The following is an 18,315-nucleotide window of genomic DNA, read 5'->3' on the forward strand; positions in this document are numbered from 1 at the left end:
TCAATAGAAGCACGATATCTATGATTAATTACTTTGTTCGGTGGTATCAATACCGATGGTATTTGTTGCTGCCTCAAAGGTAATTGTGATATCCAGTGCCTCTGCCAGATCGCGAAGCTTGAAGTAGTTGTTGCCACCAATGGTATAGGCGGTCAATTGTACCTCTTCTTCATCCAGGTAAAGTTTGGCTGTGGACAAGGTGGCCTTCTTGGCAGCAGGTTTGGTCGTTACCGCCAGTTCTCCGCCTTGTGGCGTATAAGCTTCGCCTGAACTTAGGCTGATTGCATTATGATCCCCGTCCCAACCCACTTCAAAGCCCTTCTCTGTTCCGTTCACAGCCATAGCGATATCACGCAGCTTGAAGAAGGTATTATTGTTGATGTTGTAAGCTTCGAAGGCAACCTGCTTCCCATTCACCAACACTTTGGAGACCGAAGGGCTGGCCGTGGCTGACTCTACCGGTTTAACCGCAGGGTTAGCAGATGGAGCAGCCGGTTCAGTTTCAGGCTGTTCAGCAGGTGTCGCGGCTTCAGGATCCGCAACAGGTGAGGCTGTACCCTCAGATACGAGGTAAATAATATTGCTCACTTGGTCCCCTTCGCCAAAGCTGAATACATAATAAACAAATCCGCTATATCCACCATAGCTCTTGGAAAGCTTGACGGTAGCCGTCTGGTTAGCCGCAAGCTCATTTACCATTTCCTCGGAACCGTCGATGGTCCACAACAGAGCTCCCCCGTAGGAACCATCCACGCTAAAATAATCAACTATGGCACGCATTGTTTCCTTAGGCGTAAATTTGATTTCGGCCCCTTCCTTCACGAGAACAATTTCATATTTTTCTGCGGCAAGAATGTCTCTGAAATTTTGATTATCATCATAGTCTTCGAGTTCGATCTTTTCCGATTGAGTCCCTATCTTGCCGGATAAGGTATAAGTGTACTTATCGGCAGGAACCTCTGCAGCAAATGCAGGAATTGAAATACATAACAGCAGGATAGTAGCAAGCAGGAAAGCCAAAGAGCCCTTCGTTTTTTTCATAAAACAGCCTCCTATTTAGTTTATGGGTGTTCGTGAAACTTGTCACAAATCATAGCTCTGCCTTTTCTATACAGTCAAGGACAATTCTTCTCTCTACCAAAAAAATAGGTGCATCTATGAAATAAATGTGTCTACTTATCACGGGTTTATACCATAATCATCCATAATTAGGGTTTACTAAAGGTACAAGCCTTGTTAGAATTTATTTGAAGGCGCGATCTCCTTTCATGACTGGGAAGAGACATTTTATGAAAATAATTGTATGCGCTATCTTTATAAATTATGGTATCTTATGTAATCTCTTGGTCATCGCGCTTGAACCCGGATGTACTTTGAATAGAAGGAGTGATGCCCGGAATCTGGCATGGAAGGCTGTGTTCCATCTTTGGCTGTAACAAAACTATTTTACGGAGGGTGAAGATGAATGGTACGCAAAAGAAGAAGTTCATTCGCTACTGTTTTACTGCTCGCTGTAACGCTAATTGGAACATCTTTCTTGCAATGGACCCCTACCGCCCATTCTGCTCCAAATGAAGATTATGTTTGGAAGAATGTGAACACAGGTGCGGGAGGCGGATTTATTCCTGGCATTATCTTCAACGAATCCGAAGAGGATTTGATTTATGCTCGCACAGATATTGGTGGTGCGTACCGCTGGAATCCTAGCGATAACAGTTGGATTCAACTGACCCGTTTTGTCGGTTGGGACGACTGGAACAAGAATGGAATCGATGGTTTGGCCACAGACCCGGTAGACCCAGACCGTTTGTATTTGCTGACCGGGATGTATACGAATGAATGGGATCACAACAACGGGAATGTATTGATCTCCACCGACCGGGGGAATTCCTTTGTTGCTTCTCCCCTGCCCTTCAAGGTCGGCGGCAATATGCCGGGCCGCTCCATGGGCGAACGTCTGGTAATAGACCCTAATCGCAATAATATTCTCTATCTTGGTGCGCGTAGCGGCAACGGCTTGTGGAGAAGCACCAACTATGGACAGACGTGGAGCAAAGTTACTAGCTTCCCGAATCCGGGCACTTATATCCCTGTCCCTGGCGACTCCTACCAAGGGGACATTATGGGCATTGCCTGGATTGCCTTTGATCGAAGCACAGGCTCTCCCGGCAGTGCAACGCAAACAATTTATGTAGGAGTTGCCGACCCGTCTAACAATATCTTTCGCAGTACAGATGGTGGCGTGACTTGGCAGGCGGTTCCTGGTCAGCCGACCGGGTTCCTCCCTCACCACGGTGTGCTTGCCGCGAGCGGTATATTATATGTCAACTACAGCAATGACGTCGGCCCTTATGGCGGCAGCAAAGGACAGGTCTGGAAGCTGGATACATCTACCGGTGTCTGGACGGAGATCAGCCCGGTTGATTCCGATAGCGAGGACAACTGGTTTGGTTATGGCGGCCTGGCCGTCGATCCGCAAGATCCGGACACATTGATGGTATCCTCCATGAATGCATGGTGGCCGGATGAGAAAATCTTCCGCAGTACGGACGGAGGAGCTACCTGGACGTCCATCTGGGACTGGAATGGTTATCCGAGCCGCAGCTTGCGTTACACTCAGGACATATCCACCGCGCCTTGGCTGGATTTTGCCGCGAATCCCCAGCCACCGGAAACAACGCCCAAGCTGGGCTGGATGATTGGCGATATCGAGATCGATCCGTTTAATTCCGACCGAATGATGTACGGTACCGGGGCTACGCTGTACGGAACCAACAATCTGACGGATTGGGATAATGGCGGGAAAATCAATATTTCCGTCATGGCCAAGGGCATTGAGGAGGAAGCCGTGACCTCGCTGCTCAGCACCCCTATCGGTCCTGAAGTCATTAGCGGTGTATTTGATGTCAGCGGCTTCCGTCATGATGATGTAACTAAGGTTCCATCCAGGATGATGATTAATCCGAAGAGCACAGCCAGCATGGACTATGCTGAATTGGACCCAGCATTTATCGTTCGGGTCGGTACCTATGATACCAACTACCCGGATCAGAAGCTGATCGGAATTTCTCGGGACAGCGCCAGCAACTGGTATTCTCCGAACAGTCAGCCTTCCACCCAGAAGGGTGGCGGAACGGTAGCCCTCGCTGCTGACGGAAGCTCTATCGTCTGGTCGATTGAAGATGCCGGTGTGCAATACTCCAAGACCGGTGGCAACTCCTGGTCGGCCAGCACGGGACTGCCTGCCGGAGCCAAGGTGGCCTCGGACCGGGTGAATAAGGACAAGTTCTATGCGATCAGCGGCGGTACTTTCTATATAAGTACCAATGGCGGAGCCTCCTTTGCGCCCACTGCCGCGTCGGGGTTGCCTGTTACAGGCAACTTGAAGGCATTGCCAGGCACGGAAGGCGACATTTGGCTGGCTGGAGGAAGTACAGAAGGCGTATACGGACTCTGGCATTCCACCAATTCGGGAACAAGCTTCACCCGATTGGCGAATGTCGAAGAAGCGGATGTGGTTGGCTTCGGGAAGGAAGCTCCTGGCCGCAGCTATAAAGCCATCTACACCAGCGCGAAAATCGACGGTGTCCGTGGTATCTTCCGCTCCATTGACGCCGGAGCAAGCTGGGTGCGGATTAATGATGATCAACATCAGTACGGGGTGACCAATTCGGCTATTACTGGCGATCCGAAAGTATTCGGCCGCGTATATCTGGGTACCAACGGTCACGGTATCGTTTACGGAGACCCGGTGAATGCTACACCGAATCCTGACCCGGACGATAACTCCGTAATTACTCCGATATCTGCCCAGTTTGATAAGCATAATCCGGCGAATATTTCTGTCACCTTAACCTTAAATGGAAATACACTAACTTCTATTCGTAATGGCAGCAACGTTCTTGTGTCCGGCACGGATTACACCGTATCGGGGACTACAGTTAGCATCAGTGAGCATTATCTGGCTGCGCAAGCGCTTGGTTTGACTCACTTGACCTTTGTATTCAGTGCAGGCAATCCCGCAACTTTGGGGATTACCATCAATGATACCACGGAGCAGCCGCCTGCCACGGGCGACATCAAGGTCCAGATGTTTAACGGATCACTGGCAAGCTCCGTAAATACCTTGAATCCACGCATTAAGCTGACCAATACGGGCAGCAATGACATCAATTTGTCGACTGTGCAGATTCGTTATTATTACACGAGCAATGGGAACCAGGACCAGCAGTTGTTCGTAGACTGGTCATCGGCAGGAACCGGTAACGTGACGGGTACCTTCGTGAAGCTGGATGCAGCCAAACCGACGGCCGACACTTACGCTGCGTGGGGCTTTACTAGCGAGGCAGGTGTGCTTGCTGCCGGGCAAAGCATTGAAATCCAGACCCGCATCTCCAAGATGGACTGGAGCAACTATTCGCAGTCGGATGATTATTCCTTCAATGCTACAGCTACTGCCTATGTGGATAGTCCACTCACAACTGCGTACATTGACAGCACGTTAGCTTGGGGGCTGGAGCCATAAGAGTCAGGCAAGCCATAATGTGATCCATTCATAGCCTGCCATTTCGCAGGTATGGCATCAAACAATCAAACAAGACCTTCACTAGGGCGTTAATGCCCGGGTGAAGGTCTTTACACTTTCAACGATGAAATCCTCTAAAGACACGGAGGGGAAGTTGGCCCCACTGTCCAAATGGTTCAGGAACGCACCATAATGCATGGTGATAAAAGCAAACGCCTGAATTTCAGCATTTACCTTTATCAACTTTCCTTGGTCAAACATGGTGTGAAAGTAACGGGTTAAGAATTCCACCAATTGTCTGGGGGGCTTCATCGTTTTTGCGCGAAATCCCTCCAGGTGATCTCCTTCCTTAATGCTGATCATGATCATTTTTCGGTTACGGTTCATCATGTCATGATACGTTTGCGTGATTAAGGTCAAGTCGGCCTGCAAATCCCAAATGATTCTCTCCTTAAACAGCTTGGTCATCTCCTCGGTGTAATGAAAACGATCAAAGGCTGTTTCGAGGAGATTAAGTTTGCTGCCAAAATGACGGAACAATGTTTTTTCGGTGACCTCGGCAGCCGTCGCGATCTCTTGCGTCGTAACGCCCTTATATCCCTTTTGCGAAATGAGATCAATCGCTGCCAGCAGCAGCTTGTCATGGGTGCTTTGTCTTGGGCTTCCCCCCCCGCTCTTACCGTCACTCATACTTCCTTCTCCTCCTTATGAAATGAATGCCCTGGGGCTCTCTTCTGCATGGAGCGTCTGAACTGGAAATAATAAAGTAGCGTCATGGCAGCAACCAGCACGGCGAGTACAAGGAAAATGTTGCTATATACGGAGGGAGCGCCTTGATTATGATCAAGCACCTTCCCGATCACCGCTGTGGATACCGCGCCAGCGATAAAGTTAAGCATGGAGAGCAATCCCATCCCGATCCCAACCTGCTCCTTGGAGAGGGTTTGCGAGATTGTATTGGACAATGAGATAAGCATAAACGATTGGCCCAAAATACCGAAAATAAGGAAAAAGCCAATATAGACGGGCGACATTCCCGAGACCATAGACAAGCAAAGAAAACCAACCATGAGAAGTGCCGCCGCAATATAGAGCAGAAAGGCATTCCCTTTTCGATCCGCCAGCCTTCCTCCCACTCGCCCAAAAAATGCGGTGATGAGAGCAGATGGCAGCATGACCAGTCCAATCCAGGCAGGCGATAAATCGTTCAGGGCAGCTAGGAGTTGCGGCATAGTAAATGGAACGCTGAAGCCGATAGCAACCATAATGAACGTGATGAATATCCCAAGTGAATATAGTTTATTGCGGAAGATATCCGGGTTAACAAAGGGATTGGCCGCATGGCGAATTCTAAAAATGAACAAGATCAACGCTACTGCACCGGACAGCAGAAAATATACATTTGCATTGGTCAAGGCCAGCAGCAAGAAGGCAACGCTCCCTGCCAGAAGAACCCCGCCCATATAATCAATCTTCTGATCCAGGCCTGCTTGATCATCGAGATATTTGCGGTAAAAGGGCAAGGTGACCAAGGCCAGCAAAGGAATGGCGAACAGGAACTGCCAGCTGAGTGCGCTGGTCACGAATCCTGCGATAATCGGGCCAAGGGCGGCACCCAGGGAGGTTCCGATGGCGGTAGTGCCCAGTGCGCGTCCCCGCTCCTTCGGTAGGAAATAGCGAACAGGGATAATCATGCTTAGAGCCGGTATGACCGAGGCGCCAGTAGCCTGAACAATACGGGCCATAATGATCATCCAGAACTGGGTTGCCATCATGCCGAGCACAGAGCCTGCAGCCAGTAACAACAGTCCAAAGGTGAGCAAGTCCTTTAGCTTGTATTTATCGGTAAGCTTGCCGAAGGTAACCGTGCCAATGGCATAGACGATCAGGTAGCTGGTAACGATCCAGCTTCCCTGTGATGCCGAGAGATTCAACTCCTTGCTAATTGCGGGCAATACGACATTAAACATCGTTCCGTTCATGACGGAGATAATTAAAGTAAATACCAGTACACGAAGCAGTACCGGGCCATTATTTCTTGGTGTGTTGACTGTAGTGTTCATGCTTCCTCCCCATTAATGACTATCATTTAAAGTAATGTCAGTGCTGACTGTCATCTATCATCTTATTTACTTCTGTGTATTTTGTCAATGGTGAATCGGTATATTGGCACATGCAAAAGGAAGTGCTGCAATTTTGCCAGCACTTCCCCTGCATTCTTGCTTATCTGCTTATTCTACAGCACGAATCTCCGCAGCTTGCATTTCCCAAATGTCCATACTAGCTACCTTCACTTCACCTTCGGAGGTTAACAGAATGCCATGGCTATCCTCCAAGGAAGGATACACTCTAGCCGTAAGACAAACCTCATCGTTAACAAATACCTCGATGACCGATTGGTCTGCAAAAATCCGCAGGCGAAGCAGCCGTCCTTCATCCTCTTGGGGCAGATCGCCCTTGACCGAAGTTTTGTTGACTTTGTAGAATTGGCTCGATTGCGATCGATCAATACAAATTGAACCCTTCGCCAAATCCAGACGCAGATCCGTATGCTCCAGACCACTGGCGGAAGCAAACAAAGAAATGATCAGGTTCCCATTTTCCAGAGCGGCCTTCTCCAGCTTCAGCGAACATTCGAACGAAGTTGAATGCACCTCCGTGTCCACGGGGGTCTGACCCACTTCAATATTCTTGAAGCCGTAATGTTTACCTCTCAGCTTTTCTATCTCCGGCACAGGCGACATTGTGATGCTGCCATTGGACTTAAGGTCGACCACTCGCGGCAAGGCCAGCACTCCCGCCCAATTCAGCCGCACGGGGAAATTGTCCCCTCGGCCTTCCGGAATCCAGCCGTGCATGATCTTGCGTCCCTTCTCATCTACGAACCCTGTAGAGGCATAATAGCCTTCCCAGCCGCCATAGTCTACCGTGCCGTGTTTTACCACATCCGTCAATTTATCCTCGCGGATTGTGCCTGTTATATAGCGGACAGGGCCACTTGGGGAATAGAACAATACGGCCTGATCGCCAAAGCGGAACAAGTGAGGACATTCCCAAATCTCTTCGTCGCCGCGGTGGAAGATGCCCTGGAAGCTCCACTTCTCCAAATCGTCGGAACGGTAAATCAAGCTGCAGCCCTTGCCTTGGTAAACCCCACCAAGCAGCATTCGCCAACCGTCCCGCTCTTGCCAGACATAGGGATCTCTCCATTCGGTAATTTCCACATCCCCATGAAGTTCCAGGCTTAACGCTGGAGGGTTCGCAGTCTTATTCCACTGGAGAAGATCCTTGCTCTTCGCGGTCCATTGCTGGGCCCCGGTCTTGGCATTCCGCTCTCCATCCCCAATGCTGGTGTAGAATAACATCACCTCATCCCCCTGAATGACAGAACATCCGGAGAAGCAGTGCTCTTCCTCCAGCTCGGTGGAAGGGGCCAGAGCAATGGGCAGATGGTTCCAGTGAATCAAGTCAAGGCTCTTGGCATGCCCCCAATGGATGTCGCCCCACTTCGCTGCATGGGGATTATGCTGATAGAACAAATGATATTCTCCGTCTTTCTGAAACGGGCCGTTCGGGTCGTTCATCCAATGCTGTGGTGCCGTAAAATGGTATCTTGGCCTGTAATTGTCCATACAACATCGCTCCTTCATTTCGGATAACTGATGGATGCTGTTAACACACCAAACAACCTCATATTCATTCTCTATACTTTGTAATAAACCCTTTTTTGCTCAATTTAATCTGGTACTCATTGGAGATAGGGTCCGAAATAATCGAATAACCTCTCGGCGGAATAACCATCCTCGCCCCGCCAGGTAGCCACGGACATGAAGTCGGTCCCCCCTCGTCCTCGCTCGTTACGGTATTTATCAGTGGATTGCAGCAGGCCAGCATAACCCCAGATTTCCATCACGAAGTCCCTCTCATATTGGTTGGCCTTAAACAAGTCCTTCCAACGCTTCTCTAATTGCCTTGCCGCATCCTTATCTGAACAGTCTTCAATGGCCTGCACCATGCTCTTCAGTATGGCGATATCCTCATTCGTGACATCCAAAGCTTCTTCCCGGCTCAATAGCTCCAGGTCCAATAGACAGTAAAGCAGGCGGTTTAAACGCACCCCGCCCCATTTGCTTCGTTCAAAGTTAAGCACATTAACGTCCACATTGACATATTGCTCGTCGGACATTAGCTTTCTCTCATTGCAATCATGACAGGAGGAATAATTCATCTCCTCAGCCTTCTGCTCTTCAAACTTATGTACAGGTAAATCGTAGGTTAAGGCAAAGCTGGATAAGGCACTGCGCAAATAAACCTTCCGGGTGGACAAACTATGTAAAAAAGCGCGCACTACCTTTTCCTTGGTGATCTTATGTTCGTGGAGTTCTCTTATCTTTAGCACACACTCATCATGCGTTGTTGTCACCGGGTCGAACATGACCCCCATGCTCTTGGCGTATTCGAAGTCTTCATCCGTACAGGAGGGACCGCCAAGCTTCCAGCGACCGCCAGTCCAATAAGTATTGTGCAATATTTTTTTAGCTTTGGCATCCATAGACAGCCCTCCTGATGTTGATCAGTCACAAAATTCTTATATGATGGAGCTTATTAGCCAATGGTTGAGACTATATTTCCTTCCTGATCCTTGATATAAGTTTTTACGACTTGAATAATCAGTCCGTCGTAAGAGGATAGTTGGACCGCTCCTTCTTTGGCTTGCAGCTTCTGGGACAGCTCCGTGGATACTGCATCACTTAGATGCACTTGGAATGCCTCCCCGCCCTTCTCATAGGACGTGGCTTCGGCGGGTTCGAGGATAATCTGACAATCGCGGCTGGCCAAGGTTAAGTCCTTGCCCTTCAGCAGTCTTCCCCGCAGTAGCTTCCCTACCGTTTCCGCTTGCTTGGCCCCCAACGTCAGCTTGGCTGGCGTCTTACGAAACAGCTTCTTCTTGCCAGGCTCAAAGCCCAGCTCATCAACAAACAGGAATCCCGTGTTAGAGCCATCGCGTTCAATCCCCTGCTCCACAGCCTCAGCAACGGCAGGAATTTGCAGCATGGAATCTCGGGATAAATCGGTGACATACCCTGGAATAACGGATTGCCCCGCTTCCAATAGGCCCACCGTGCTCCAGGTTTTCATGGCTTCAAGCTCATCTCCTGAGATGCCGACCATTTGCAGAAATTCCACTCTGCCATTGGCAGTATGTATTGGCGGAAGCCCTGGGTCCTCGGTGAAGGCCAGCGCTGTCAGCAGCGTGTCTGCACCCAGACAGATAGGCCCATTCGCATCCAGATAGTCGCCACCCACAAAGATATTTCCACTATTAAAGACATAACGTCCCATATTTTGTAACAGGTTCAACGCCCACATCGGAGGTTCTTCCTCATCTTCTTGCCGGGCTACGCGAAAGGTAAGCTCAAATCCATAGCCGCTGTACATCATATTTTCGGATTCTTTGGTATACAGCTCCGAGAAGCCAAAAGTGACGATATGCCAATGGGGAACCGGATGAGTGGCTTTATAGGCGCTAAGTCCGTCGAGCGGGTCATTTCCTCCAAGCTGATAAGGGAGTGAAGTCCCGTAATGCTTAGGCACCTGTTCTCCGTATAAACGCTTCATTTGCTCTTCTATCGCGTCCCAACCCACTGCAACATCCTCGCTCATGTACATCCCTCCACATTTCTGGTCTGATTTCATCCAGTATACGGCGCCCTCAGATTTACAATCAACCATATCGCCCTGTGGAATGGGAAAAGGCTTCCTTCGTCCTATCTCAAATAGACCCATTGGCATAAATACCCGAGTGAGACAATGGGTCTACCCGGATAATTATATACGCCTCTCGAAGGATTTGGCCCGGTCACTAATACGATCAATGGTATCAATGAAGCGTTGGGCCTCTTCCTCATCGATGTCTTGCAGCACATCAAGAATCCATTCCCGATTCAGACCTTGTAAGTATTGGTATAACTCCCGTCCGGATTCCGATAAATAGAGGGCTTTCGTCCTTTTATCGACCTTGGAGCGTTCCGTCTTGACGTATCCCTTGTTCTCCATCGTCTTCACCGAGCGAGCAATGGCCGCTTTGTCAATCGCTAACAAATGGGCAAGCTGTTCCTGACTGGTTCCCTCATCGTTACCAATGTTGATCAGGAAAATGCTATCCGAGAAGGAAATATCGCTGGACGACAGCGCTTCTGAGACGTAACTTACAAAGGTACGATTGAGAATGCCAAAGGACCGTATAATTTTGTCGTATTCCATGTCCTATATACTCCTTCTTAATGAGTTGTTGGCTAATCCCAGTATAATGGATTTTCTCAATTTAAGAAAAAGTCTTTGACAATCTGTATAAATTGCTCAGGCTTGTCCAAATGAACCACGTGCTCGGCATCTACCTTTAAATATTGCGCATTTGGAATTAGCGATATGGCCTGGTCTGCATCCTCTTGGCTCATGGCTCCGCTCAGCGTACCGTCTTCCAGAATCTCGAAATTGGCATGGATTAGCAAGGTGGGGCATTCTATTTTTTGCAGGGCTTCCGCATGATCGAATTGCTCATTCCAGGTCCCTTCATAGAAGGCTGCGCCAAAGTGGGGATCGTAATAATTGAACCCACGAATCATCAACCGAAGCGTATCTGGCAGGAAGCTGATCTCAACCGCTTCTCCAGGGTTGGCGTTCCGATACGTGGCAATGGCGGCTTTGATGACAGGAAGCGCATTTTTACCAGCGTGCTTCTCGAAGAAGTCCGAGGCACTTTCCAGCCAGTACATTAAAAGATCATCCTCACCTTCTTCCAGAAAGCGATGGGACAGGGCAAACGACTTGTTGGCGATCGTCTTCTGAACACGTGGATACTCTGCGGAGAACAACGGCGGGTCCTCCAGCACGACAGCCTTGACCAGTTCCGGCTTGTTAGCGGCAAGCCATGTAGTCAACAGACCACCTGACGAATTCCCCGTTACAAAGGCTGGCTCTTGAATGACCGTCTCGATAAAATCTGCCAGATCGCCGCCAATTTGATTGGCACTCATCGTGTAATCCGCAGGATATGTCGTCTTGCCGTGACCAGGGTAGTCCACCGCGAACACATGGAAGGATTCCGAGAGCTCCGGCAATACCCGGCTATAGCTGAACCAATCCATATGCTGGGCATTGAGTAAGAGTAAGGCCGGACCGTTATCCGGTCCTTCTGCATAATTGAATTGAACGGAGTTGACCTTTGCCGTCTTCTCTTGAATGCCTGCCTCTGCGACCTTCTTATGCCAGGGGTCCACATAATGGTCAAACCGAATCAGAAGGACTACGGCGGTTACTACAAGAGCTGTAATCATGCCGCCAATAATCCATAACGTTTTTTTCAGTCGGGGACGCGAACTTTTTTGTTTTTTCATAGCTGCTCCTTTTTGAATCATTAATTGATCCATTGAATAATAGTTGACTTAGTCATTTATATCATTGTTAATCTGGCCCTGTCAACAAAGGTTCTTCTAGCTTAACCGCAATGATAAAGAGGAATACCCGTCCGGGTATTCCTCCTCGCTAGCGTGAATAGTCCTGTTTGGATTTAGTTAGTTCCTAGCACTTTCCATTGTTGAATGCCTGTGGAGAGGTTCGCTTTGGCCTGAATTAGCAATCGAACTCGGGTCGTCGTTACAGGGTCAAAGTTCGTAACATTATATTGATTCCCAAGCACTCCGTAGGCCGATGGATTAGCCACTTGCCTCCAGGCTGCACCATCCCAATATTGTATCGAGAAGGAAGCGGGCAGATCAATGCCTTGATCATCATCGAACCAGTATACCTCACTGGATGACACGGTTACGGGCTGGGCAAAATCGTATTGCACCCATTGTACGGTCCCGGGGTTATCCCAGTTGCCGTACACCGGGTGTCCCCGGTCCGCAGAATTCACGGGCTCATACCCGTCGTTAAGCCCGGTCAGGCTCTCCCAAGCAGATACGTAGGAGGTGGAAGCTGTTGCTCCGAGCGCCACGTTCTCAACCGGGTTGCCCGGATTGCCTCCCTGCCCCACGTTGATCGTGAACTGCTTGTGGACCGGGGTGCTCATCTCATCATAATCACGAAGCTGGACCGTGAAGCTGTAGCTTCCTTGGGCACTGGAGGATATGGTGCCTTTGATTTCGCCGGTGAAGCGGTCCAAAGTTAGTCCACCAGGCAGCGACCCTGACGTAATGTTCCAGTCATAGAACGGAACGCCCCCCTCGGCCTGCAGCTTCACCAGATAGCCATCGCCTGGCGAGGCACTTGGAACCGTCGTGCTCTTGATGGCTGGACTGAGGAACGGCGTTAGCGTACGATCCAGCTTCCAGCCTGCTTTTTCCGCTATCAGCAAGGTTAGCTTCGTCAGCATCCAGCGCTTACTGTGGAAGAGGTGATCGCGTCCGCCACTTTGACCGCTAATGCGGTCCCAATATTGGGAATCTCCAGGAATGTGATACGTATTGTCCAGAGGCACCGCGTTCCCTTGATAGGCCACGATGTTCGCTGCATTGCCCCCACTTTGCTTGTATTGAGCCATCCCTTTCCAGCTATCAGAGAAAGCCAGGGCATGACCGAACTCATGCATAATCAGACCATGCACGTCCGTAGAGGTATTAGACATTTCCGTCAAATACCATAGTTCATCATCCAATGAAGCAAAGGGTGTGGCGGTATCATAAAAATCCAGAATCGTCAGCAAGGAGCGGTGAATGTTGTCGGGAATGGTCACACCGTTGCGTTTATGATAATTGCCGTTATTTGCGGGTCCGCCGGTGGAATAAGGGCCATTGAGCCCTCTCAAGTAAATCCACATCCCGTTATAGGATTCGTTGTTGGTCACCTGGATATGGTTGGTGAAGCCATCTCCAGGCAACCAGGTCGTTTCTGCAAAGGCGGGAACCGTATCGAAAGGCTCCATATCGAAGAAATAGAACCAGTCCTTAATGGCCTGTTCACTCACTTCCCGAATATCCGGGTCGCTGAAATAAGGCTGGATATTGTCGTATCTGTAGTCGAACTTCAGCGGCAGTCCAGGCTCGCCGTTATCATCCTGATCGAGTACGCGGATAGGCGTCGTTTGTGTGCGCACGGTACCGTTGGCCCCCGTTGTCGTCAACTCCAGCGTGTAGTGCTCGATTTCCCCATTACCTCCGATGCGGTCAGGATGGATTTCGAGCAGAAAATCTCTGCTTTGGCTGGCGTTCTGGAACGAAAGGGTCTTCTGTGCGCCAGTTGCACTCAGCGTGCTCGGCCGATCCATCATCAAGCGGGAAGTTCCTTTTGCCTTAATAGTAATCGTCAGTGGGTAGGAAGCATTCTGCGGTGGAATCACCTTCAGCTTCACATAAGGGTTGGCGATATATCCCTGCCAATCTACTAATTCTACGCCGTAGTCATTCAGGGTTCTTCCGAAAATATCAATAATCTGGGCATCATCGCTGCTTTGTTGAGGTGTGTTTGTCTCGGCCACAGCCGGAAAAGCGAATACGGAAAGCATTAACGCAATACTAAGCCATACCGAAATCCATTTTTTCATGTTCATACCCTCTCCAATTCATATAATGACCTCTCGTTAATGCATATCTCCCTGCGCGCTCTATCGATGATAGATTCATAGACATCGATGCTTTACGATACGACTACGATTGCAGCTTGGTGCGCCCTTTTCGCTCAAAATACAACCTATTCCGCTCCTAGTAAATTCTATGCAAGCAAAAAAGTCCCCTATCCCATGCTGACATGGTTTAGGAGACTTTCCTTTCCTGATGCGTAAGAAATTATACTTGAGTTGATGTTGACTAGCTAGGCGTCTTCTTCCGCTACACCCAGGGCAATGTTCCGCTCCTTGAATTTGGCATTATGCGAGGATACATAGGCTACCTTCGATGCTTCCGGTTCCAGATAAAGCTTGGCGCTATTGACCGCCAGGGCGGCATCTGTGAAGGCGCCGGCAATCAGGTGGAGCTTGCTGGCATACTGGGCCACGTCTCCGGCTACGAAGATGCCTGGCAAATTCGTCTCCAGCCGCTCGCTTCCCTGAATATCCCATTGCCCCATGTCCAATCCCCAGTTGACAATATTGCCAAAGTCGCCACGCAGTCCATGGTTCACGATAATAGCGTCTACTTCAAGCCGCTCCACCGTTTCCGATAGTTGCCCTTCTTCATCCACCTTGGAAATCGAGACCGCTTCGATGGACTTGCCATCCTGGCTGCCATGAAGCTGCTTGAGGGCATAGGGCGTCAGCACGCGGACCGAAGAATCCATCATCCGCTTCACATTACGCTCATGACCGCCGAAGCGTTCGCGGCGGTGTACCACCGTTACACTGGCTGCCAGCGGCTCCAGCTCATTAGCCCAATCCACAGCCGAATCGCCGCCTCCGGAAATAAGCACCCGTTTATCCCGGAACACTTCTAGCTCCTGTACTGTGTAATGCAGATTGCCAACTTCATAACGCTCTGCCCCTTCAATGTCCAGCTTGGCCATCTTGAGGACTCCCCGGCCCAAGGCCAGAATGACGGTTCGGGTCCAATGACGTTCTCCCGATTCGGATTCCAATATCATGGTTCCGTCGGCTAACCGTTCCAGTCCGCTGATTTGCTGACCCAAGACGATTGTTGGTTCAAAGGTCATGGCTTGGCTAATCATTTGGCGAGTTAACTGCTCGCAACGCATGGGAGTGATCCCACCGACATCCCAAATCATTTTCTCGGGGTAGATCAACGGCTTGCCGCCGAGTTCATCCTTCGCTTCCACCAGCTTAGTCTTCATATCTCGCATACCACTATAGAATGCAGCGTACAGCCCCGCTGGGCCACCGCCGATGATCGTTACGTCATAAAGCTCCAGGTTCTCTGCCATCTTATAGTCCTCCATCCCTGCGGATTGCTCGCAATCCGCTCGCTTGCTTGTTATGCCTTTTCATTAGTTCAACTTAGCTGCCGAATTGGGCCTGATGCAAACGGCTGTAGACACCGCCTGCTGCCACAAGCTCCTGATGTCTTCCCTGCTCCGCAATGCCATCAGCGGTAACGACCACAATGCGGTCGGCTTCCTTGATCGTCGCAAGACGATGGGCAATAATCAGCGTGGTTCGACCCTGCGACAACTCCATCAACGACTGTTGAATCGCTTGTTCTGTCTCGGTATCGAGCGCAGAAGTCGCCTCATCAAGGATAAGAATAGGCGGATTCTTCAGGAACATTCGGGCAATGGCAAGACGCTGCTTCTGTCCGCCGGACAACTTCACGCCCCGTTCCCCGATTACCGTATCCATGCCCTGCTCCAGCGTGCGGATGAACTCGTCCAGATGCGCGCGCCTTGCGGCTTCCCACACTTCTTCCTCCGAAGCTCCAAGCTTGCCGTACAAGATGTTCTCGCGAATTGTCCCGGAGAACAGGAACACATCTTGTTGTACAATTCCAATTTGGCTGCGCAGCGAGGCTTGTGTCACCTCACGGATATCCACGCCATCGATGCGAATCGCTCCACTCTCTACCTCATAGAATCGAGGCAACAGGCTGCACAGCGTCGTTTTCCCGGCGCCGGACGGTCCAACGAAGGCAATGGTTTCGCCCCTGCGAATGGTCAGGCTTACCCCATTCAACACCTTCTGGTCTTCATCGTAGCCGAAGGTAACTTGCTCATAGCTAATCTCCCGCTCGAACGGCTTCATCTCTCCAGCACCTGGCGTATCCTCCACATCGGGTTCTGTATCGAGCAACTCCGTATACCGTTTAAATCCGGCAAAACCTTGCGGATAGCTCTCCACAATAGCATTAATCTTCTCGATTGGACGGAAGAACACGTTGGTCAGCAAGAGAAAGCCAACAAATTCGCCGTAGGTAAGCTGGCCTTGAATAACGAACCACGTGCCACAGACCATGACGAATACCGTCACGAACCGCATCATCACGTAGCTGATGGAACCGTTGCGGGCGATCAGCTTATAGGAAGCCAGCTTCGTAAGGCGGAACCGCCCGTTGTTAACGGCAAACTGAGCTTCCTCATGCGCTTCATTGGAGAATGCCTTCACCACGCGAATACCTCCGACATTATCCTCAATACGAGCATTGAAGTCGCCGATATCGCTAAATAGCTGATGAATGGCTTTGGTCATTTTCTGATTGAAATAAATGACGACCCACAGAATGGCTGGAACGACCACAAAGGTCAGCAAGGCCAACTGCCAGTTAATAGATAACATAAGTGCAAAGGAACCGGCGAGTGTCATCACAGCAATGAACAAATCCTCCGGTCCGTGATGCGCCATTTCGCCGATCATGTTCATATCATTCGTCAGACGTCCGATCAGGTGGCCTGTCTTCGTATTGTCAAAGAACCGGAACGAGAGCTTCTGAATATGGGCAAATAGCTTATGACGCATATCCGTCTCAATATTAATTCCCAGCATATGGCCCCAATAGTTAACCACATAAGTTAATATGGCGCTTAAGGCGTACAGCACGATCAAGCCGATGGAGGCCCAGACGACAATGTCCCATTTTCCACCTGGCAGAAAATCATCAACAAACATATTAACTGCCATCGGGAAGGCGAGCTCCAGCAAACCGGCAATAATCGCGCAGCCGAAATCGAGGAGAAACAACCATTTGTAGGGCTGGTAATAGGCAAAAAATCTGCGGATCAACGGATATACAACCCCTTTCTGGCGTTTCGGCCCTCTAGCTTATCTATTTTTATTTAAACAAATCCGGGTACATCTCGCCGGCCAGCTTCTCCATCCCGTCAATTGTGTTGTAGCTGTATCCGAACATATAGTTGTAATCAACGGCAAAAATTTGCTTGTTCTTAATCGCCTTCATACTGGAAAGCTTAGGATTGCTGTAGAGTGCATCCTTGAGCGCTTGTGCACCAGCACTGTCCTCACCCGTCCAGTCCGGAATAATCAATACGTCCGGGTCAGTGTCGATCAAAGTTTCCACCGAGACCTCCCCAGGGGTATCCTTGAAGGCATTGTCCAATTTGACCATATTGAACGAGTCATTAAAGAAGGTCTCCTTCTGAGCGGCGTATACGTAAACCTCATTTGGATCACTCATATGCAAGTAGGCGAACTTCTTCTGCTCCGTAATGCTGGACAAGCGGGAGGCAATCTCCTCCTGACGATCCTTCAATTCCTTGGCGAAGGCAGCGGCCTTGTCCTCCACATCAAATATTTTCCCGAGATTTTCAATGTCTTTATAAATGGAAGCATAGCTGCCTCCCGTCACTGATGATTCCCATACATACGTTTTGACGCCAATTTCATTCAGAGAATCTACTGTCCCTACGCCCCAATCGGCATTATCGAACAGTCCGCCCCGACCGTAGACCAAATCTGGGTTTGTGCCCAAAGTAACCTCTTTGCCTACATAGCTATCTGCGAGAATGTTCAGCTTGTTATATTCTTCCTCTACTGTCGGATCTGGAGCACCGAAGTTGGCTCCGACTCCAACAATTTTGTCGCCCAGCCCAAGATGCAGCAGCAGTTCAGCAGCCGGTCTTGTGTTTGCCATTACGCGCTCTGGAGCTTTGTCAAATACCTGCTCCTTAGGTTCCCACTCCGTTCCACCCTCAGGCTTGGCAAAATTCTGAATGGTAATCGGATATTTGCTAGCTTCCGGCGTTGGTGTCTCAGATTGCTGGGCCCCGGTGGGTTCAGCCGTATTACCACAAGCACTCAAGGCCAAAGCCAGTGTTAACGCCGCGCTCATCATGACAAATCTATTTTTCATCGCTAATTTCTTCTTCATAGTTAAAGTTTCTCCCCCTCAAAA

General features: G+C 49.8%; 13 protein-coding genes. 1 reads left to right on the plus strand and 12 read right to left on the minus strand.

Features of this window, described 5'->3' with window-relative positions; translation table 11 throughout:
- Positions 1-24 precede the first annotated feature (24 nt).
- Entirely contained in the window at positions 25-1,041 is a 1,017-nt protein-coding gene (locus BN3279_RS19405; protein WP_059053121.1) for a stalk domain-containing protein, read from the minus strand.
- A gap of 424 nt (positions 1,042-1,465) precedes the next feature.
- Between BN3279_RS19405 and BN3279_RS19410 the strand changes: the two genes are divergently transcribed.
- The gene (locus BN3279_RS19410; RefSeq protein WP_059053124.1) at positions 1,466-4,525 is read left to right on the plus strand and encodes a X2-like carbohydrate binding domain-containing protein; all 3,060 of its coding nucleotides are present in this window, start codon (positions 1,466-1,468) and stop codon (positions 4,523-4,525) included.
- Between the two features lie 81 nt (positions 4,526-4,606).
- Here BN3279_RS19410 and BN3279_RS19415 read toward each other — a convergent pair whose 3' ends face one another.
- The 11 genes from BN3279_RS19415 to BN3279_RS19465 all read right to left on the minus strand — a co-directional run bounded on the left by BN3279_RS19415 (position 4,607) and on the right by BN3279_RS19465 (position 18,291).
- Positions 4,607-5,215: a TetR/AcrR family transcriptional regulator gene (locus BN3279_RS19415; protein ID WP_059053126.1), complete on the minus strand. Its 609-nt coding sequence runs from the start codon at positions 5,213-5,215 to the stop codon at positions 4,607-4,609.
- Positions 5,212-6,588, minus strand: coding sequence for an MFS transporter (locus tag BN3279_RS19420; RefSeq protein WP_059053128.1), 1,377 nt, complete (start codon positions 6,586-6,588; stop codon positions 5,212-5,214). Before BN3279_RS19420 ends, BN3279_RS19415 begins: the two co-directional genes overlap by 4 nt.
- 168 nt (positions 6,589-6,756) lie before the next feature.
- The gene (locus tag BN3279_RS19425; protein ID WP_059053129.1) at positions 6,757-8,157 is read right to left on the minus strand and encodes a glycoside hydrolase family 32 protein; all 1,401 of its coding nucleotides are present in this window, start codon (positions 8,155-8,157) and stop codon (positions 6,757-6,759) included.
- Between the two features lie 116 nt (positions 8,158-8,273).
- Positions 8,274-9,077, minus strand: coding sequence for a hypothetical protein (locus BN3279_RS19430; protein ID WP_059053131.1), 804 nt, complete (start codon positions 9,075-9,077; stop codon positions 8,274-8,276).
- Between the two features lie 53 nt (positions 9,078-9,130).
- Positions 9,131-10,189: a suppressor of fused domain protein gene (locus BN3279_RS19435; RefSeq protein WP_059053133.1), complete on the minus strand. Its 1,059-nt coding sequence runs from the start codon at positions 10,187-10,189 to the stop codon at positions 9,131-9,133.
- Between the two features lie 165 nt (positions 10,190-10,354).
- Positions 10,355-10,789 carry a MarR family winged helix-turn-helix transcriptional regulator gene (locus BN3279_RS19440; protein ID WP_059053135.1) on the minus strand — a complete coding sequence of 145 codons (435 nt, stop codon included), beginning with the start codon at positions 10,787-10,789 and terminating at the stop codon, positions 10,355-10,357.
- A 56-nt stretch (positions 10,790-10,845) separates the two neighbouring features.
- Positions 10,846-11,922, minus strand: coding sequence for an alpha/beta fold hydrolase (locus tag BN3279_RS19445; protein WP_059053137.1), 1,077 nt, complete (start codon positions 11,920-11,922; stop codon positions 10,846-10,848).
- A 173-nt stretch (positions 11,923-12,095) separates the two neighbouring features.
- Entirely contained in the window at positions 12,096-14,069 is a 1,974-nt protein-coding gene (locus BN3279_RS19450; protein WP_059053138.1) for a putative Ig domain-containing protein, read from the minus strand.
- Between the two features lie 266 nt (positions 14,070-14,335).
- Complete coding sequence (locus BN3279_RS19455) at positions 14,336-15,397, minus strand: NAD(P)/FAD-dependent oxidoreductase (protein WP_059053140.1); 1,062 nt, start codon at positions 15,395-15,397, stop codon at positions 14,336-14,338.
- Positions 15,398-15,470: 73 nt separating this feature from the next.
- A complete protein-coding gene (locus tag BN3279_RS19460; protein WP_059053143.1) occupies positions 15,471-17,186 on the minus strand; it encodes an ABC transporter ATP-binding protein in 1,716 nt (571 codons plus the stop codon).
- A 49-nt stretch (positions 17,187-17,235) separates the two neighbouring features.
- Positions 17,236-18,291, minus strand: coding sequence for an ABC transporter substrate-binding protein (locus tag BN3279_RS19465; protein WP_082673142.1), 1,056 nt, complete (start codon positions 18,289-18,291; stop codon positions 17,236-17,238).
- Positions 18,292-18,315 lie beyond the last annotated feature (24 nt).

It is taken from the genome of Paenibacillus senegalimassiliensis (assembly GCF_001486585.1).
In the GTDB taxonomy this organism is placed as follows: Bacteria; Bacillota; Bacilli; order Paenibacillales; family Paenibacillaceae; genus Fontibacillus; species Fontibacillus senegalimassiliensis.